We start from the raw sequence: 19,278 nt of genomic DNA, 5'->3' as shown, positions 1-19,278 counted from the left end.
ATTTAATATATGGTTCTATTTTTTAAAGCGTATTCCCTTAGGATAGAGGTTTCTAAGCCTTCCGTTTCGGTAGTATCCAAAGCCCAAAGGAAGTCCGTCACATGCACAAAGAGCTAATCCTTTATCGCTTTCTTTATCGCTTTCTTTATCGCTTTCTTTATCGCTTTCTTTATCGCTTTCTTTATTGTTTACCTTTCCTTTCCTGTCGGCCATAAGAAAATTCCGAAGCTCTTCTTTCTCCACCGCTATTTCTTGTCCATTAAGATAGGCCTCTACCCTTCTGTCTTCCCCGGACAGGGAAAGTCTGTAAAGCAATTTGGTCTCCGGCGATTTTTCAGGAAGCTTTGTAAGGGCCTCCCCCCATTTAGGAAGGTCTATAGCGTGGCTTAAGCTGTGGCTCCATTCCCATCCCTTCTTTCCCTCTTCCAGTACGGCAACGCCGATACGAAGGAGCGGCAAGGGCAGGAAGCATTTTAAAGAAGAGGGATAATAGAAATATTTTTTTGCCTTCTTTTCCCACAGCATGGAAAGTTTAGAAGTATCCACATCCTCTCTCTTTAGGTCATTTCCCTGCTTACGAAATATGGCAAAATACTGTCCCTCTCCCACACTGTTATGAAAATAAAGATGCCTCTCTCCTAAAAAGCTGAGCTCCGGATGCTTATCTAAAATCCACTCCCGCATTCCTTCATTTTCCTCTTCGGAAAAGGTACAGGTGGAGTAAGCCAAAAGCCCCCCCTCTCTAAGCATTCCTAGGGCATGGTCCAGAATCTCTCTTTGTAGACCTGCACATTGGGAAACCTTCTCTAAGGACCAATCCGCTATAGCCTCCGGATTTTTCCGAAACATCCCCTCTCCGGAACAGGGCGCATCCACCAAAATTCTGGAAAAGAATGCCGGAAAATGCTCTTCCAGCTCTTCAGCGGAGCAGGAGCTCACCGCCACATGGCTATAGCCCATACGTTCCACATTTTTGGAAAGATTTTTGGCTCTTTCCATAATGAATTCGTTGGAAAGAAGGATCCCGCCTTCCTCTGTCTTTAGGCGATCAGCAATCTGTAAGCTTTTTCCCCCGGGACTGGCGCAAAGATCCAGACATCTGTCAAAAGGGCGAATCTCCATATAAGGAACCACCGACATGGCGGATGGATCCTGAATATAATAAAGCCCTGCCTCATGGTAGGCATCGTGCCCGATTTGCACTCCTATACTTTGCAAATACTCTTCATCACAAAGATATTCTCTGCTAGATTCTTTTATTAACTCATCCAGCTTCCAATTTTCCTTCCAATCTTTTAAGGGAAAATCCGGATGAGCATCCACTTTCTGTAGGTTCAGCCGAAGCCCTCGCTTAGGAGGCATAGAACCGGCTTCTAAAAAAGCCTCCCAATCCTGCCCCAGCCTGATTTTCATTCTTTCACAAAACTCCTCAGGCAATGAAATATGATTTTCCTGACAGTTCTCCTTCATTTACACTTCCTCATCCTTTTTTACACCGGCATAGTCTAGGAGCATTTTCCCTAAGGCCTTTCCGGCAGAGAAAAATCCGGAGAATGCTCCGTAATGATAAAAACGCACCAACAGCATGCCAACAGGCAGGGCTAAAACCATTCCGGAAATCCCGTAAAGCTTATAGCCTAAAAAGAGAAAAATCAGAGCCAGTAAAGGGGGCAGCCCCACCGCATCTCCAATAATCTTCGGTTGCAAAATCTGTCGAATCATCTGGCTTAGAATGTAAATCAATAAAAGAGCCAAAAAGAGTAAAAATTTTCCCTTTAATAAAATCAGCGCCATCCAGGGCCACATAATAAATCCCACGCCGAAAACAGGGAGGGCATCCAAAAAAGCGGTTAGAAAAGCCAAAGGAATCGCAAGTTCCACTCTCAATAAGGAAAAACCGACGCTTAAGAGAATAAACACACAAAACATGATTTGAATTTGCGCCCAAACATAACCCTTTAAAATCTTTTTTCCGTCCTCCTTAAGAAGCTGCATATATTTTCTGAACTGTTCCGGAATATTTCGATGGAGAATCGATAACAGCATTGCTCCTTCCTGAGAAAAGCAAAGGGCAGACAGTATAGTAATAATCAGGTAAAGGAACAGCTCCGGCAAACCGCTAACCACATGCAAGGAGAATTGCAAAGCCGGAGAAGTCCATTTATTCATCATGGTTCTTCCTAAGCTGTCCAAAGTGCCCGGAAGATCCGACAGCAGGTTTTGGATGAACGGAGGAAAGTAGGGCAAATTTTCTTCTATCACCTTCTCCAATTGCCCCTTTAAATCCTGAATTTCCAAGGGCAAATGAGAAATGCGCTGCTTAATCATGGGCAGTCCCAACTGCATAAGACAAAAGCAAAGATAGAAAAATAAAGCAAAAATAGCTAAGGTCAGCACCAGAGATATTTGCTTCTTCTTAAAAAACGGAAATCTCTTTTGCAAAAAAGAAATCAAGGGATTTAAGCAAAAAGCAATAATCGCCCCAAGAGTAAAGGGAAGAAAAAAGAACAATAATTTAGGGAGAAAATACAGAAAGAAAAAACATACCCCCAAAGGAAAAAGCATTTTATAAAGATACAGCAGAATTTTTTTCATGAACAAAGCCCTTCCATAGAACTGCGAGTACAAGCGTCACAGCAAAGTAAAAAATGCTGGAAGCATTGGAAAACCAGGTGGTAAAAAAGGAAAAGAGAAAGTAAAAAGCAAATTGGATATATAATGCGCCTCCAAAAGGATTCTTCTCTTTCCTTGAAAGCTCTTTAATCCGGGAAGAAAGCAGGCCCAACACTAAAGAAAAAAGCATAACACCGAAAAGGCCGAAATCATAATATGCATCATAAAGAATCCCCAGGGTGGACAGCTCCTCCTTTGTTAAATAAATCGGATAGGCCAAGGGAAAATCAAAAAAGAATTTCGCCCCGGAAAGGGTTAAAAAGGGATAGGCCATACGAAAGCCATGGGAATGTTCCTCTATGTTTTTTGTCAGCAAATTGAAATTCTCATAATTGTTGGCAACGTACATATAGGGCTGTACCAAAAAGATCGGAAGCTTATCATTTTTCATTTCAAAGATTCCCATAAGATAGGAAACGGAATGGGCTCTTTCTATCGTAAGAAAAACATAGGCAGATAACAAAAAAAGAAATAATAAAAGCAGATATCTTTTCCGAATCCGTAAACCCTGATACAGGGCAGAAAACACAAATAAAAACAGGGAAAACAGAAGCTGAAAGCGGGACACCAAAAGGATGGGTAAAAGAAGCGCTAAAAACAAACTGATGCCTGAAAACAGATTCAGTCTGCCCTCTTTTTGATATAAAAAAGGAAGAAGCATAGGAACCAGCACAAAAAGAGTGGTGAAATAATGAAGCCCCTTTAGATGAAAATAAGAATATGCGTGGGGGGTATGCTCCGTAAATAAAGGAATATAGCCAAGAGCCAATGCCTCTATCGCAAATGAAAAATAGGAAATCAAAAGAAGGCCCAAAATACAAAGCTTTAAAAATTGTCCTTCCGTAAAGTTCCACCGATATTTTTTATCGGATAAATCCACGATCTTTGCTTCTTCCGAGAAGATTTTTTTATTTTTCTTAGAGCGAAGAGCCGCGAATTCAGATAAATACACTCTACCGTGATAAGCTAAAAAGAATAAAAGATAAGCCAAATAATAGCTTAACCAGGTATAAATGGTCCAGGGAGAAGAAAGCTTACTAAGCTGTAAAGTAGCCACACCCTCTCCAAAAAGTAATCCCAAGGCAAAAAGACCGGGTAAAGTCACACTGCTACCCTCTCTCTCTCTTTCCCGAAGAAAAAGATAAAGAGACAAAACCAGAAAGCAGAAAAAGGAAAGCACGGCATATCCCTTTTCCTTCAAAAGATATGCCATGCCATACAATATCGTATATAAGCAAAGGTCAAAAAACAGACTTTTTCTACGGTTATTTTGTTTTCCGTTCAGCGCTGGGGCCTTTGTTTTCTGTAGATTCTCCACTTTCCGCTCCGCTTCCTTTACTATCTCCATTACCGCTTCCCTTTGTTTCCGCCGGGTTTTCCTCCTCCGTGGTCTTTGTGCTTTCCGAGGACTTACTGCTTTCTGTTGTGCCCTCCGTACTCTCTTCCGTAGTACTTGCCTTGGTATTCTGCTCCACCTCTTCCTTTGTGCTCTCCGGAAGCTTTTTGATGGTGGCATGGATATAGACCGTACTGTTGGGCTCTGCCAGAGACAAACCGCTGGGCAAATAATCCTTAAGACGCAAGCTTACACTCACATCCTCCTTGGCATTGGATACATCCAGGGCAGGAAGAGTCAGTTGATTGAGTCCTTCCAAAACAGATTCACTGCCGGAAACGCTGATGCTTTTGGGAGAAATCTGAAGTTCTTCCACCGTATAACCGTTTTGTACGCTTCCTTCCGTTGTGGCGGATAGAATAAGATCCTTCTTCTTATGAACCACCACCGTATAATCTACCTGTTCCTGTGACAGAGTGACATTCGGCAGATTTTGAATAATCTTTCCATTGGCATCATAAAAAACAATCTTTCCCGTTCCATCAGTATTTTGATTCATGCCGTCCACATTTACCACAAGGCCTAAGGAGGAAATCCGTCCCACGGAAGATTCAGGACCGTTTACGTAGATGGTGGTAGGATCCACAGTAATGGACGAAACGGTATAGCCCTCCGCTACATTTCCCTGTTGATGCACCTGTAAATCAAATTTTTTCTTTTGTAAATCCTCTATGCTGACATGGACAACGGAAGGTCTGGCCACAATATCCGAAATGCTGGAAGCATTTTCCTGATTGACAAGCTCCACATAGACCGGTACGGATCCTGTAATGGAGTAATCGCTTAAATCAATATAGGCCTTAAAATCGGAAGCCTTTACAGAGGAAGCCAGATTGCTTCGCACGGTATAACTCACTGTCACCGTACTCCGATCCACTTCCCAGGTTTTATTCTCCGCGGAAAAGGTGTCCTGATTTAAAATCTGTAATTCCACGGTTCTGCTTTCCTTTTGCTCCGGATTGGACACATTGAAAACAATCAGCCAAAGCAGCAAAGCAAGAACCACGCTCACCAGCTTTAATATAAGATTCTCTTTAAAAAACTTCATTTATCTCTCCTCCTTTTTTCTGGGAAGAATACGGGAAAATAAAGTTTTCTTCTGCTCTTCCTGCTCTTGCTTCGGAAGATAACGTATTAATTCTCCTGCCTCTTTAACATGCATAAGCTTTCCCTGAAAGGCTACGGAGATTCGTCCCGTCTCCTCGGATACTACCAAAGTAATGGCATCCGTACTTTCCGAAATTCCCAATGCCGCCCTGTGTCTGGTACCGTAGGCCTTGGAAATTCCGGTATCGGACAGGGGGAGATAACAGGTGGCGGAAACCACTCTGTCCCCGGAAATCACAACCGCCCCATCATGTAAGGGGGTATTTTTTTCAAAAATATTGATGAGCAAGGCCGCCGTCACTATACCATCCACGTAAATACCGGTATCCTCCACCTCTTTAAGGCTTTGGTTTTGCTCAATAACAATCAATGCACCGGTCTTGTATCTTGACATTTCCTGACATGCGGAAATTAATTCTTCATTAACTCTGACGCTGCCTTTGCTATCTTCCCTTTGGAACTGCCCGAAAAGATTCTTAGAGCCTAATTGCTCCAAAGCCTTTCGTAGTTCCGGTTGAAAAATGATAACAGCCGCAATAATAGCCGCTGTGGAAATTCTTTCAATTAACCAAACAATCGTATTCAAACGGAAGAAAACGGCAAATGCCGTAAACAAAAGAAGCACCAGAATTCCTTTCAGTAACTGCCAGGCTCTCGTGTTCTGAATCCAAAGAAGGACGACATAAATAATCCCTGCCAAAATTGCTATTTCCACAAGTCCTGACAGACTAAACGCAGGAAGTAAACTTACCCACCCCTTAATCTTTGTAAAGAAATCCAATTCCGATACCCCTTTCTCCTCATAGCAACAAATAATCAAGTTCACACAAAAATTCTCTTTTCTCTATGGAGAAAATTCCTTAATCCGAAGAAGGAAAATGTTCTCCTTTATTCTTCGGTACAGCCTTTACAAAATAGTAGTAGTCATCATCTTCCATCTGCAAAAATTTTGTTCCCCGGTAATCCACATCATGGAAGAAAAACAGGGTGAATACAGACAGCAGTGCAGAAATGATATAGGCAATAATACTGATCAAGAAGTTCATCTTCAAGGAAAGTAAAGGATACAATACCCAAAGCAGAGCCTCCATGATCAGCCCCACCGTCACGGCAATATGCCAGGAATATTGAAAGCTTCCGTTTCTCAGCAGATAAACCGTTACAACCACAGCAGAAAAAAGAACCAATACAAGGAGCATTTCCTTATCTTTAAAAAAGGGAAGCAGGGTTTTCGTCAAAGATTCCAACTGTTCCGTAAGATCGGCAGAAGCCGTAAAAAGCTTTTCATTCTGCTGAATAAAGCTCAAGAAAAAATATAAAAAGCATCCCAAAGCCAGAGGTAAAAAGGCCGTAAAGCCCATAGTCAGCCCCACAAATATCGGTAAAAAATAATGGATTTTTAAAAGAAAGCAAAAGGGCATCAAAGCGATGAGAATGGCATATTTTCCCCTGATACTGCTTTGCAATAAAAACAAGAACAAAAAGATGCCCCCGGAAACGATTAAGAGCAAAAGCGATTGCTGATAAAAATAGGACATCAAAATTACGCCCAGAAGCATCGGCAAAGTCGAAAAGGGAAGAAAAAAGGATATCAAACTAAAAAACAAAAGAAAAATCGGATGCGCCAGTTTTCCCACCATAGAAAAATGGCGGGTTAAGGAAAAAAAGATAAGAAAGGCCAGGCAGGAACGAAAGATAGGAACCATCCAATAATCCTGCTGTCCATATATTTTTTGACATTTTTCTTTAAAAAGTCGAAAACCGTTCATACTCCTACTCTCTCCCTATCTTACTCGTCCAACCAATCCGCCTCATCATCCAGCCACTCTTCTTCTCCCTTTTGTTTGGGAGCAGCATTTTTCTGAACAGCTTTTCCTCCGTCCTTCAGCCTTCTAAGCTTAGCTAATCTTTCCGATCTTGTATAAAGCGGCGCTAAATCCAGTTTAGCTCCCTCTTTCTTCATTTGCAGTACTACTTCCTGAGCCTCTTCTCTGGCTTTTTGAACGATAGTGTCTTTCTCCTCCTTTTTTCTAAGCTTTTCCGTTCTCTTTGCTGTAGACAAAAGAAGCAGATCCTCTAAGCGTTCACGATAAAGTAAACTGTCTTCATAGGCTCTTTCATAGGAATAATAGGACACAATGGAAATAAGCACAATGGTACAAACCATGCCCAGGAAATAGAGAAGGGAAATTCTCTTTCCCAGATCCATCATATATTGAAAATCCAGCTTTTGGAGAATGTTTTCTATTTCCATAAGAAAATAGGCAAGCAAAAGCAGGAAGAAGATTCCTGTATATTGAAGGATTCCCCGCAGTACCCGATTGGAAATATAATCTTCCCTGTAGTACTTGGCCGTATCCAGAGCCTCCTGCCCTATTTCCTTTTCCAGCATGGCGACCTGCACCATGGCTATGATTTTCCTCTGATCCAACATCAATATCCCCTTGCCTGTCTGGCCCTTTCCGCATAAGGCGAACTTGGGAATTCCCCTACCACCGAGTCAAAGTTCTGATTCGCCTCCGTGGTATTGCCCATGGTTTGCTGTATTCTTGCCAGCAGGAATAAATTCTCCGCTTCTCTTCGAATCTTTACACTCCAGGTATAATCCTGTAAAGCTTCCTCCAGACGGCCTGCATTCCATGCTGTACTGCCCAATTCCTGCAAACGAAGGTACACACTTCCCTCCATCTGGGACTTAATGGAAGATAGCATGGAGACCAGACTTTCATCCGTAATGGCGCTTTGATCCAATGCAGTATACAACTGAGCCGCCTGTGTCAAATCCCCTGTGGAAAGAGCATTGTTAATACCTACAAGGCTCTGATATTGCGCCATAAAGGAAGCATTTTGGTTCTCATAGCGATCCAGCTTTTCCTTCATTTCATCATACTCTTTTTGCAGACTGGCATTGGCCGCAGACAAATCCCCCATCTTCTGATTCGCAGCATCCAGCTTTTCCGTATAGGATATCATTTCCTGATTGTTTTTGCTATTGGCTCTTCTGATTCCTGCCGGAAGCATCAAAAGATAAAAAACAAAAAGGGCAATCACCACGCCCAGAAGGAGCAGGGCAGAAACAGCCCAGGGGGAAATCTGCTTAACCTCCTGGGGCATCATCACATCATCATCCATCATTTTCCTATGGGAAAAAACATTCCTAAGGCGGCTTTGCTCCACCTCCGCTCTTCCGGTCTTCTTCTTCACATAGTCCATAAGAACGAGAGCCTTTGGATTGTTTCTGTCAATCTTCAGCACCAGATAAAGACTCTTTCCTGCCTTTACCCACTCACTTCTTCTCATGTAAAGAAGAGAAAGTAAGATATGAGCCTTCACATAGTTCGGACTGTCTCCGATAACCTGATTCAACTGAAAAACCGCTAAGTCTTCGTTGTTATGTTGGGCATAGTCCAAGGCTTGATTATAGCGCTTTACATTATCAGAGCAAATGCGTAAAATCGCCGGCTTTCTTTGAATCTGCTCCAAAAAATAATCCGCCGGATTATCCTCCGGCAAAAGATTCATGCTGATGACCCATTGCACCAGGGCATCCGCCACTTCTCCCATCTCAAAAAAAATAAGCCCCAACAGATTTCTTGCTTCCCTTTGGTACTTATCAAAATGCAAGGCTTTCTTCAGCAGCTCTGCGGCACCGCTTAAGTCCCGAAGTCTGGCTCTTTCCAGTCCCAGGTTATAATAACAGTTGGCTATCCGTTCCAGGGTAATATCATATTTCATGACGGATCATTCCCCTTCTTTAAAGCCTCTTCCATAAGCTGTGTCATCAAATCATTCATATCGGTAAGGTCCACCTTGAGAATGGCATCCTCTAACTGATCCACATCCAAGCTGGGTTTAAACCTTTTTATCTCATCCTCGAAATTAATCATTGCACTCCTTTATTTTTAAAACTGCTCAATTTTTAAAAAAGAACAGTTTGCACTTTACTTTGCAAATGTGCAGTTTTTGTGAAAAGCATTGACTCCCCTATACTTCTTTTATAGAATCCCAAACAGTTTCAATGGGAAAATGCCTTTGCATGAAATTCTAACATAAGTCAAAATGGCATTCAAGTTTAGAGAAAAGGGAATTATGGAAAGTTTTATTACATTTTTTACTGCACATTTTGAAAAATTTCTTTCTCGGGAAATGATGGTCTTCTTTTTATCCATGATGCCCGTTATTGAACTGCGTGGCGGTTTGATCGCCGCCTCCTTACTGAAGGTAAATTATATACAAGGCTTGCTATATTGTTTAATCGGAAATATCCTCCCCATCCCCTTTGTCCTTTTCTTCTTTGCCAAGATTGTTGAGCTGATGGAGAAGTCTTCCATCACAAGACCTTTGGCATCCTGGTTTAGAAAAAAGGTAGATAAGCATAAGGACTCCATTGATAAAGTGGACTTCTGGGGTCTGGTTCTTTTTGTAGGAATTCCCCTTCCCGGAACCGGAGCTTGGACAGGGGCTATGGTAGCCAGTCTTTTAAAGATGAATAGAAAAAAAGCCTTCTTAGCCATCGGTATCGGAGTATGCCTTGCAGCAGGGATTATGTCCTTACTTAGCTACGGCTTGTTGGGCAAGCTGGTGTAGAAAGATATCTACGAAAAACTGAGTATTTCCGATTGTATAATAAATTTGCATGTAGCTTTTATAATATATTTTTATGTAGCTTTTATAATATATTTTTAAGGATTGACATAAATTCACAATAGTTATATAATCCAGAGGTTCCATTGCAGAGGTATCGAAGTGGTCATAACGAGGCGGTCTTGAAAACCGTTTGTCCGCAAGGGCACGTGGGTTCGAACCCCACCCTCTGCGCTAAAGAAAAAAGTCGGGATTTACGCGATAAACCGCATAAATTCCGATTTTTTTATTATCTATACATACTTTTCCCTTTCTTTTTTCTTTCCATCCTTATTACTATTTCTTTATGCACTTAATACCGTGTTCTCTAAGTTGTTTCATCAAATCTTCCGTAATAAAATCTATCTCTTCGCATGTACTGCTGAAAACAAATTTTTTATGGTAGGCACTTGCATCGAACAAAAAAATACGTCCCAGGAGACCTCCCTTTTTCAATATTCTCATACTTCCCCCATAATTTCCGCGACTTACTGTCTTTGAAAACACAACCATTTCGATATCACTAAGGCGATATCTTACCGGTATTCCCGACAGAACCGTCAATTCATTATTCTCAATCATGAAAACATCATATTTCCGTTCTCGTTTCGACCAATTCTTAAAAGCAATAATGGCAGATATAATAACTATTACCAGCAGAACCATCATATAGAATATTGCCATAAGCTCAAAATTGGAAATCTTCAGCATGTTACAAACTCCTCTTTAGATAATGTGTATTGGTTTTAATATAAATCTTTTATTTACCATTTCTTGAGACAAGTGATTGCATTTAAATTATAAATCCTTAGAAGTCTTTTTGTAAAATTTAGATTGCACCCTTTTCATCTGACATCGCCGCTATAAGCTGATTACTATATTTCACAAGTAAACATTGTACAAAAAAAGACTTAGAAGAAGGTAGCCCTTGTTCCAAGTCTTATCTTTCCTGCAGAAGATGGGAGTTGAACCCACATGAGTGTTACCTCACACGGACCTGAACCGTGCGCGTCTGCCATTCCGCCACTTCTGCAAACGAAAGTAGTATATCACCATCGTTTTTTTTCGTCAAGAAAAAGAATTTCTTAACTTTACGCCATAATCTCCCCTTCTTTTTTCTCTCCGGTTACTGCATCCTTTGGCTTCTGCCAGGTCATATAGTCGCACTCCGGATAACGAGAACAAGAATAGAAGATTCGTCCCTTTTTACTTCTCTTCTTTACGCACTCCGCACCGCAGGTTGGACAAAGGAAACCGGCGTATTCCACGTAAGGCTTGGTATTTTTACAGTCCGGAAAGCCGGGACAAGCCAGGAATTTTCCGTGAGGGCCATACTTAATGACCATCTTTCTACCGCACTTGTCACAGACTACATCCGTTTCTTCCTCGTTGATCTTGACCTTCTCCACCTCTTCTTTAGCCTTTTCTACAGCCTGGGAAAGATCCGGGTAGAAGTTTTCCACAATGGTTTTCCAGGAAGTCTGTCCCACACTGACAGAGTCCAGTAAAGACTCAAGATTGGCTGTAAAGCCCTTGTCTACGATGGTAGGAAAATTCTTGGACATCATTTCATTTACCGCATTTCCCAATTCGGTAACGAAAATGTTCTTCTTCTCTTTGGTAATATAACGACGCAAAAGAAGGGTTCCAATGGTAGGTGCGTAGGTAGATGGTCTTCCAATCCCACCCTCTTCCAAGGCCTTTACCAAAGAAGCCTCGGTATAATGAGGCGGCGCCTGGGTAAAATGCTGCTCCTTATTCCATTTTTCCACCTTAAAGGAGTCTCCCTCCTTCATCTCAGGGAGAGTGACATTTTTCTCCGCCTTATCTTCTTCAGACATATATACGGCGAGAAATCCGTCGAAACGCAGACGGCTACCGTTTAAGGTAAAAATGTAGTCCTTAGCCTGAAATTTCACCGTTTCCGTTTCATAAACAGCCGCTTCCATCCTGGAAGCCACAAAGCGCTTATAAATCAACTGATATAAACGGTACTCATCCTTTCCAAGGCTTTCCTTTGCCTCGAAGGGGGTAATCTCCAGATAGCTGGGACGGATAGCCTCATGAGCATCCTGAATCTTCCCTTCCTTCTTATCTTCAGTCTGCGTCTTCTGGCAGTACTCGGGACCGTACTCCTGTCCGATTTTTTCCAGCACCGCAGCATGGGCTTCTTCAGAGATTCTGGTGGAGTCCGTACGAAGGTAGGTAATTAAACCAACCACTCCTCTTCCCTTTACATTCACGCCCTCATACAAGGACTGGGCAATACGCATAGTCTTTTGGGTAGGGAAGGAAAGAAGCTTTGCCGCTTCCTGCTGTAAAGTAGATGTGGTAAAGGGAAGGGGCGCCTTCTTTCTTCTTTCCCCCTTCTTTTTCTCGATAAGCTTTAGCTTTTCTTTTCCAATTTCGGAAATAACAGAAAGAACATCCTCTTCCTTAGACAAAGGAAGCTTTTTGTCCTTTCCGTAAAATACCGCCTCTACCTCCTTCTTTCCTACAGAAAAGGTGGCACTAAGGCTCCAATACTCTTCCGGTTCAAAGGCATTAATCTCCGCCTCTCTATCGCAAATCATCTTTAAAGCAACGGACTGCACTCTTCCGGCAGATAAGCCCTTACGAATCTTCTGCCATAACAAGGGACTGATGGTATAACCTACCAAGCGGTCCATGACTCTTCTTGCCTGCTGAGCATTCACCAAATCCATATCGATTTCTCTGGGGTTCTTAATGGCATTCTGCACTGCATTCTTGGTGATTTCGTTAAAGCTTATGCGGGAGATTTTCGCTGCATTTTTCTCATCCTTATTCAGCTCTCTTTGCAAATGCCAGCTGATTGCCTCTCCTTCACGGTCAGGGTCAGTTGCCAGATAAATTTTATCCGCCTTTTTGGCTTCCTTTTTCAACTTGCTCAGCAATTCCCCTTTTCCACGGATGGTAATGTACTTTGGCTCATAGTCATTTTCCACATCGACTCCAAGGGAACTTTTGGGCATATCAATTAAATGTCCCATAGTTGCATCAATGGTATAGGACTTTCCTAAAAACTTACTGATGGTTTTTACCTTGGCGGGTGACTCCACAATAATGAGATTATTTGCCATTCCTTATCCTTTCCTGTTCCGGTATAACTTGCTGTAAAGCGAAAGAACACTTCCTTTATCTATAGCATGAATAAGCGGCCTTGCCTTTCTATTTGAGTAAGACAAAGCACTCTTACTTCATGTTTAAAAGCTATTAAAGATAAAATTTATTATTAAAAAATAACGCAAAGCTGCTTTCCTAAAAATTCGTGGACACTATAAACGAATCCTAAAAAAAAAGCAAGTCGGATTCCATGAAATTTAGCTATTTCAGAGCTTTATCGGTAGAATTTGATACTTTTATAAGAAAAGCGCAAGAAATAAAAAGAGATTTACTTCCTAAGAAATTTTTCATCTGCTTGGAAAGTATAGCGAATTTATACTATAAATTATTCTATTTTTTAAAGAAAAATAAGTTTTCTAAAAGAAGTATCCGCTTCTGTTTTTTCTTCTATAATATGCGGCTTGCAAACACTCGCAGTAGCCTTCCACTTCCAGTTCAATAAGATAACGATGCATAAGATAAAGGGGCAACTTTACTTCCTCCTGCAGCTTTTGAAAATGTTTGCTTTCAAAACCTAAGGCATGATAAATCTCCTGCTTTTCCTTAGGAAAATTTTTGATTTCATTATCCCTGTCTTCTTCTTTTTCCGCTTCCAAAGAAAAGTAAGATAAAATATCCCCGGCGGAGGTACATACCGCAGCACCGTCTCGAATAAGTCTGTTACATCCCTGAGAGAGACGATCTACGATTCTTCCCGGAACCGCAAAGACCTGCTTCCCCTGTTCCAAGGCACGATCCACGGTAATAAAGGTACCGGATTTTTCCTTTGCCTCCACCACCAGGAGCACATCGGAGAGCCCTGAAATCAGACGGTTTCTTTCCACAAAATGGTGCGGCAACGGAGGCGAATGCAAAGAATATTCGCTAAGAATTCCTCCCTGCTTTTCTATGCTTTCATAAAGTCGAAAGTTACAGCTTGGGTAGCAAATATCCACCCCGCAGCCTAAAACCGCATAGGTTCTGCCCTTCCCTTCCAAAGCGCCTTCATGGGCCGCTGAATCAATACCGTAGGCCATACCGCTGACAATTCCAATTCCCTTTTTTGCCAAGGTTTTGGCAATGGATCTGGCAATATCCTTTCCATATTCCGTGCCGTCTCTTGCCCCTATAATCCCCACGGTACGCTCTTCCTCTTTCGGTAGCACGCCTTTTAGATAAAGGCAGTCGGGACTATTTGGAATTTCTTTTAATCTTTTCGGGAAATCCTGCTGAAAGGGTAACAGTTCTTTTACCCCCTGTGCTAGGCTACTTTCTTTAGGACTTTTCTCTCCCATGCTTTTCTTTTCTATATTTTTCTTTTCTATATTTTTCTTTTCTATGTTTTTCTCTTTCATGTTTTTTTCTTCCATACTCTTCTTTTCCAAGCTTTTCTTTTCTACACTTTTCTCTCTCCGATTCAGGCTTTTTCTATAAAGCAAACAGCTCTTCCTCCAGTCCCCTATAGGAAACTGCCTCCGCCAGATGATTGATCGTAATGTCCTCCTCTTCCTCTAAATCCGCAATGGTTCGAGCAAGCTTTAAGATTTTATGATAGGTTCTCATAGACAAATTTTTAAGCTGGAAGATACTTTCCATATATTCCCTTTCTTCACTTCCTAAAAGACAGTATTTATTCACCTCATTTACATGCATATCCCCATTCCACCGTAGTGTTTCCTCTGAGGAGAATCGGCTTTCCTGCATTTTCCTTGCTTTTTCCACCTGTTCTCTTAAGCACTTCGTAGAAATCCCTTTTTCCTTTGTAAACGCTTCCTCCAAGGAGATTGCCGGTAAGGATACGCATAAATCCATTCTTTCCAAAATCGGTTTGGATATCCCTCTTTGATAGGCACGGATTTGCCCAGGTGTACAATGGCAGCGATTTCTATCCGGAAAATATCCGCAGGGGCAGGGGTTCATCGCCGCTACAAAAAGACAATCCACCGGATAGGAAAAAAATTGTTGAAGACGATGCAAAGTAACTCGTTTTTCCTCCATTGGCCCCCGTAAGGCTTCAATGCTTTCCTTCTTAAATAAAGGCAGTTCATCTAAAAAGAGGACTCCCTTCCCTGCAAGAGCCAGTTCTCCGGGAATCAGTCTTCCGGAGGACATTCCTCCAAGAAGAGTATTTTGACTGACAGCAGAATGTGGGGCTCTAAAGGGGCGTTTTTCAATTAATCCTTCTTTGGAAGGAAGGCAGGACGCAATAGAATAGATTTTCGTTAAATCCAATTTTTCCTGTTTACTCATCTTCGGTAAAATTCCGGGAATTCTTTTGGCAATCATCGTCTTCCCGGTTCCTGCAGGGCCGGAAAATAGGAGAGCATGGTGCCCTGCCGCCGCAATCAGAGCAGCTCTAACGCCATAGCTTTGCCCTAAAACGTCCTGAAAATCCAAATTTTGCTCTTCTTCATTTCCATTCCCATAGCCAGCAATACTTTTTCCGGAATCTTGAAAAAAGACGGATTTCTTATTTTCCTGAAAAGACTCTTCCGATTCCTTTTTCCCTCCTAAAGAAGGCTGCCTACTCTTTGCTTCTTCCTCTCTTTTTCCGTAGGAGATTTTGCACAGTTCCAAAATCTCTGTAATATGAGAACAGGCAATCACCTCCAGCTTTTCACTGTTTCTTGCCTCCGGCTCATTGTCTTTCGGAACAAATACGCCCTTTAGCCCTGCTTCTTCCAAAGCCAATACCATAGGAAGAACGCCCGGAACGTGTTGGATTTCTCCGTCTAATCCCAGCTCTCCCAAAAAACCATAGTTTTCATAAAGAAAATGAGACTTGGGGTAAAGCGCCAGCAGGGTTCCCATAAAAATAGGCAAATCAAATGAACTGCCGCTTTTTCGCAAATCCGCAGGCTGCAAATTAATGGTGATTTTCTTCGGGGGAAGCTCCAGACCTAAATTTTTCAGTACAATACTTACACGCTCGATAGCCTCTTTAACGGAAGCGGAAACATTTCCCAGGGTCTGAGAACGGGGAAGCCCATTACTCTCATCCACCTGCACAGAAACCACATAAGCCGTTAAACCGTGAATCGCCGCAGAATAGATTTTTGATAGCATAAAAATACCTCATACAGAAATCTTGATGAAATAAAAGAAATAAATAGAATACAGAACGCAAAGAAATAAAAGTAATATGGGAACTTATAGAAATAAAAGTAACATGGGAAGTTAAAGAAGTTAAGGCAATAAAGGGGCTATAAGCAGTTAAGTCAATATAGAAAATATAGAAAGTATAGAAAATATAGAAAAACAAAGACTGCTCAAACTACTAAGCGAAAAAAGATATGTAAAGATACTAAGACAAGCTCTTTAGCTCATCTTAGTCCTTCCCCTTAGTCTTGTCAATAAGATAGGAATCCAAATGAAGGGATTTTAAAATTTCCAAATATTCCTTGGGCAAGGGAGCAAAAAAACGCTTTTCGGAAAGAGAAAATAGTACGCTACTTTCCGGCATTTTGGGAAATGCCAAAGAATAGGCATGCAAAAGCTGATAAGATAAGGGAAATATTTTTCTTAATTTCGCATTTTTCCTTGTATCTCCATACTTATCATCTCCCACAATAGGATGAGAAAGAAGGGATAGCTGGGTGCGAATCTGATGGGTTTTTCCGGTAAAAATCTGTACCGAAAGAAGAGAAAGGGGACCCTCACTGCTTTCCACGCAAGCCAGCTTCTCAAACGCACTCTTGACTCTTTTCCCTCTTTCACTTTCTAAGGCCTTGTTCCGCCCCCTATCTTTTTCCAGAAAATGCTCCTGCAGTCCTGTTTTTTGAAAATCTCCATACACCAGGGCATAATATTTTTTCTCTAAATCATGGCTTTGTAGAAGCTTGGCAAATGCCTGCAATCCCCCCAAGCTTTTTCCAAAAATGATGATTCCCGATGTATTTCTATCCAAGCGATTGGCAATCCCCGGACGAAAGCTTTTCTCCTGTTCCTTACTGAGCTCTCCCTTTGTTCGTATATAGGATAAAAGCAGGGAATTTACAGAAAAAGAAGAACTTCCGTCATTTTCAGAAAGAAGTCCTACCGGTTTATTGAATAAAATACAATGATTATCCTCATAAAGAATAGCGCTCTGCCACTTCTGCGTCCAAAGCTCCTTTTCTGTACTCTCCCGCTCCTGAAGCAGCTTGCCCAGGCTCTCTTCACTGAAATAAAGCTGAACGGTATCTCCCAGCTGTAAAATCTCCTTACCGTCGGCTTTTTTTCCATTTAAAAGAATATTCTTCTTACGGAGCATCTTATACAGAAAGGAATCTGCCTGTCCTTTAAAATATTTTTGTAAAAGCTTTAAAAGCTTTTGTTCCTTTTCATTTTGTGATATCAGAATTTCTCGCATAACTTACCTATAAAATTTACGAACCACAGGAATCAAAAGCATATCCGGACAAATCTGGCAAAGTAGATAAAATCCCTTCATCGGTAAACCGTAAATAGAAAGAGGTCTGTTTAGTACTGCATCCATCACCGCAAGCTTTGCCACCTTCTTAGGCTTTGCCATAAAGAGCTGCTTGATTTTCTGCATTTTCCCTCCACCCCCTGCCACCGTAAAGAAGGGAGTATCCACAGGTCCCGGACAAACCACGGTCAGTCCAACGCCTGTATTCCGTAACTCTTCTCTTAAAGACAAAGAAAATGAGTATACATAAGACTTTGTAGCTGCATAAACGGAAAATTCAGCCTGGGGTAAAAAAGCTGCGGCGGAAGCCATTTGAATAATCCGGGAACTGGAACCCATATACTCCAGAGACTTCAAAGTAAATGCCGTTAAAGCCTTTACATTTAAATCCAGCATCTTCAGCTGTTCCTCAACGGGTATTTCCGTCACTCTCCCCAGCTTTCCGAAGCCGGCCGCATTGACCAGAAAAAGAATTTCCGGATTTTCCTTTCTCAGTAAGTCCTCATATTTTTGAAAACATTCTTCTTTTGTTAAATCCCATGAAAAAAGACGAACCGGCCTGAATAGTTGCTCCTCCACCTCTTGCAGACTTTCTTTCCTTCTGGAAAAAAGCCAAAATTCCTGTATTGCCGGAATACGATCCTGCAATGCAAAACAAATCTCTTTTCCTATTCCCGAACTCGCCCCTGTAATTATTGCTATTTTCATCCCATCCATCCTAGATTCTATGAAATATGCTACACTTCCTTGGGCCTGTTATATTAGTAAAGCCTACGCAGAGGAAGCCCAAAGAAGATTTTTGTCACCGAAACAACGGTACTCTTCCTTGAATACTGAATTAAGTATAGCTTACTCAAAGTATAATCTCAATCTATTTTCCGAATTGTCGAACTATACCCATAATTTCATGAACAGTTCTATAGGCAGTTTCATGGGCAGTTCCGTGGAATAATTGTAGGATACATTAGCTGTAAAATGGGTAAAATCGCTTCTTTTTCGGTAAAATTATATTACTGAAAAGCAATAAAAAACCCAGGTTTCAAGCCGTTATAGGCTTAATTCCCAGGTTTCTCAATTCCTGCGGGAGATGGGACTTGAACCCACACGTCCTATCGGACACAAGATCCTTAGTCTTGCCTGTCTGCCATTCCAGCACTCCCGCGCAACAGAGGAAATTCTATCACAATTTCCTCTACTGTGCAAGTTTTTTTCTTGTAGAAACGAAAAGTTTTTTGCGGAAAAGAAAAGTATGTATCTGTTTTATTCCGGCAAATAAGTGCTTTGCTTTTAGCTTTTCTACAAATCAGACTACTTGTCAGTCTCCTTTGTTTCTTCCTTTTTCTTTCTTCCTCTCCGACCGGGCTTTTCTGCACTTACTGATTCTGTTTTCTTTGCATCAGCCTTAGCTTTTACAGATTTTTCAGCAGTTTTATCGTTGGAAGTTCTCGCACCGGTCTTTGTTTTTGCCGTTTTTTCTTCCTTAGTCGTATTTGTCTTCTCTCCCGCCTTAGTTTTATCGGTTTTTTCCGCAGTCTTCGCCCGGGTAGACTTTGTTTCCGACTTTTCTTCTCCTGTCTTAGCCTTTACAGACTTCCTTAGCGGCTTTTCTTTTGTAGTTTTGAGATCGGTTTTACTTTCTACAGACTTATCCGCATCCTTAACCTTTGCTTTCTTTTCCGGAGTCTGGTTCTGCTTTTTCTCTTCTTTCGTCGAAGCTTTAGCAGAATCCTCAGCAGACTTTTCAACATGTTTTTCTTGAGAGGCTTTTGTTCCTGTTTTTCTGGCGGATTTCTTTTCCTTTACCACTTTATCAGACTTTCCGCTTTTCTCCTTTGTTTCCACCTTCTCTTGCTTTTCCGGCTTTTGTTCCTTTATGGACTTGGACTCTTCCTTAGAAGCATCCTTTCCATGTTCTTTAGAATTGTCCTTTGCTTCTGTTTTAGCA

17 protein-coding genes and 3 tRNA genes are annotated in these 19,278 nt (G+C 41.6%); 2 read left to right on the top strand and 18 right to left on the bottom strand.

What is annotated here, in order from left to right; genetic code table 11:
• Positions 1 to 15: 15 nt before the first annotated feature.
• From RYL27_RS04540 to RYL27_RS04500, 9 genes are read right to left on the bottom strand one after another with little or no spacing between them, the layout of a single operon-like run.
• Positions 16 to 1,470 carry a methyltransferase RsmF C-terminal domain-like protein gene (locus tag RYL27_RS04540; protein WP_314965546.1) on the bottom strand — a complete coding sequence of 485 codons (1,455 nt, stop codon included), beginning with the start codon at positions 1,468 to 1,470 and terminating at the stop codon, positions 16 to 18.
• Positions 1,471 to 2,595, bottom strand: coding sequence for an AI-2E family transporter (locus RYL27_RS04535; protein WP_314965545.1), 1,125 nt, complete (start codon positions 2,593 to 2,595; stop codon positions 1,471 to 1,473). It lies immediately after the preceding gene.
• Complete coding sequence (locus RYL27_RS04530; RefSeq protein ID WP_314965543.1) at positions 2,567 to 4,021, bottom strand: O-antigen polymerase; 1,455 nt, start codon at positions 4,019 to 4,021, stop codon at positions 2,567 to 2,569. Before RYL27_RS04530 ends, RYL27_RS04535 begins: the two co-directional genes overlap by 29 nt.
• Positions 3,939 to 5,117: a CdaR family protein gene (locus tag RYL27_RS04525; RefSeq protein ID WP_314965542.1), complete on the bottom strand. Its 1,179-nt coding sequence runs from the start codon at positions 5,115 to 5,117 to the stop codon at positions 3,939 to 3,941. The genes RYL27_RS04530 and RYL27_RS04525 overlap by 83 nt, the downstream gene beginning before the upstream one ends.
• Positions 5,118 to 6,002: a diadenylate cyclase CdaA gene (cdaA, locus tag RYL27_RS04520; protein WP_314965540.1), complete on the bottom strand. Its 885-nt coding sequence runs from the start codon at positions 6,000 to 6,002 to the stop codon at positions 5,118 to 5,120.
• Positions 6,003 to 6,036: 34 nt separating this feature from the next.
• A complete protein-coding gene (locus RYL27_RS04515) occupies positions 6,037 to 6,945 on the bottom strand; it encodes a hypothetical protein (protein ID WP_314965538.1) in 909 nt (302 codons plus the stop codon).
• A gap of 20 nt (positions 6,946 to 6,965) precedes the next feature.
• The gene (locus tag RYL27_RS04510) at positions 6,966 to 7,610 is read right to left on the bottom strand and encodes a hypothetical protein (RefSeq protein ID WP_314965537.1); all 645 of its coding nucleotides are present in this window, start codon (positions 7,608 to 7,610) and stop codon (positions 6,966 to 6,968) included.
• Positions 7,610 to 8,911 carry a tetratricopeptide repeat protein gene (locus RYL27_RS04505; protein WP_314330035.1) on the bottom strand — a complete coding sequence of 434 codons (1,302 nt, stop codon included), beginning with the start codon at positions 8,909 to 8,911 and terminating at the stop codon, positions 7,610 to 7,612. The genes RYL27_RS04510 and RYL27_RS04505 overlap by 1 nt, the downstream gene beginning before the upstream one ends.
• Positions 8,908 to 9,063, bottom strand: coding sequence for a hypothetical protein (locus RYL27_RS04500; RefSeq protein WP_007156354.1), 156 nt, complete (start codon positions 9,061 to 9,063; stop codon positions 8,908 to 8,910). The genes RYL27_RS04505 and RYL27_RS04500 overlap by 4 nt, the downstream gene beginning before the upstream one ends.
• A gap of 202 nt (positions 9,064 to 9,265) precedes the next feature.
• On the opposite strand from RYL27_RS04500, the gene RYL27_RS04495 reads away from it, so the two are divergent.
• Together RYL27_RS04495 and RYL27_RS04490 are read left to right on the top strand one after the other, a co-directional pair.
• Positions 9,266 to 9,763 carry a COG2426 family protein gene (locus tag RYL27_RS04495; RefSeq protein ID WP_314965535.1) on the top strand — a complete coding sequence of 166 codons (498 nt, stop codon included), beginning with the start codon at positions 9,266 to 9,268 and terminating at the stop codon, positions 9,761 to 9,763.
• A 145-nt stretch (positions 9,764 to 9,908) separates the two neighbouring features.
• A tRNA-Ser gene (locus RYL27_RS04490) sits at positions 9,909 to 9,994 on the top strand.
• A 102-nt stretch (positions 9,995 to 10,096) separates the two neighbouring features.
• On the opposite strand, the gene RYL27_RS04485 is transcribed toward RYL27_RS04490, so the two are convergent.
• The 9 genes from RYL27_RS04485 to RYL27_RS04445 form a co-directional block, all read right to left on the bottom strand.
• The gene (locus tag RYL27_RS04485; RefSeq protein ID WP_314965533.1) at positions 10,097 to 10,510 is read right to left on the bottom strand and encodes a hypothetical protein; all 414 of its coding nucleotides are present in this window, start codon (positions 10,508 to 10,510) and stop codon (positions 10,097 to 10,099) included.
• Positions 10,511 to 10,749: 239 nt separating this feature from the next.
• Positions 10,750 to 10,832 (bottom strand) — tRNA-Leu (locus RYL27_RS04480).
• Between the two features lie 58 nt (positions 10,833 to 10,890).
• Positions 10,891 to 12,900 carry a type I DNA topoisomerase gene (topA, locus tag RYL27_RS04475; RefSeq protein ID WP_314965531.1) on the bottom strand — a complete coding sequence of 670 codons (2,010 nt, stop codon included), beginning with the start codon at positions 12,898 to 12,900 and terminating at the stop codon, positions 10,891 to 10,893.
• A 399-nt stretch (positions 12,901 to 13,299) separates the two neighbouring features.
• Positions 13,300 to 14,277 (bottom strand): DNA-processing protein DprA, encoded by a 978-nt coding sequence (gene dprA, locus RYL27_RS04470; protein ID WP_314965529.1) that lies wholly within the window; start codon positions 14,275 to 14,277, stop codon positions 13,300 to 13,302.
• A 73-nt stretch (positions 14,278 to 14,350) separates the two neighbouring features.
• Positions 14,351 to 15,988 (bottom strand): YifB family Mg chelatase-like AAA ATPase, encoded by a 1,638-nt coding sequence (locus RYL27_RS04465; protein ID WP_314965527.1) that lies wholly within the window; start codon positions 15,986 to 15,988, stop codon positions 14,351 to 14,353.
• A 262-nt stretch (positions 15,989 to 16,250) separates the two neighbouring features.
• Entirely contained in the window at positions 16,251 to 17,273 is a 1,023-nt protein-coding gene (locus RYL27_RS04460) for an RluA family pseudouridine synthase (RefSeq protein WP_314965526.1), read from the bottom strand.
• A gap of 3 nt (positions 17,274 to 17,276) precedes the next feature.
• Positions 17,277 to 18,041 (bottom strand): SDR family NAD(P)-dependent oxidoreductase, encoded by a 765-nt coding sequence (locus RYL27_RS04455; RefSeq protein ID WP_314965524.1) that lies wholly within the window; start codon positions 18,039 to 18,041, stop codon positions 17,277 to 17,279.
• Between the two features lie 371 nt (positions 18,042 to 18,412).
• Positions 18,413 to 18,495, bottom strand: a tRNA-Leu gene (locus tag RYL27_RS04450).
• A 146-nt stretch (positions 18,496 to 18,641) separates the two neighbouring features.
• Positions 18,642 to 19,278 (bottom strand): hypothetical protein (locus RYL27_RS04445; RefSeq protein WP_314965522.1); only part of this gene is annotated, 637 nt, incomplete at its 5' end.

The sequence above is a fragment of the Oribacterium sinus genome (assembly GCF_963537195.1).
In the GTDB taxonomy this organism is placed as follows: domain Bacteria; phylum Bacillota; class Clostridia; order Lachnospirales; family Lachnospiraceae; genus Oribacterium; species Oribacterium sinus_A.
The sequence above is the reverse complement of the archived record's forward strand: the minus strand, read 5'-3'. Positions and strand labels throughout refer to the sequence as shown.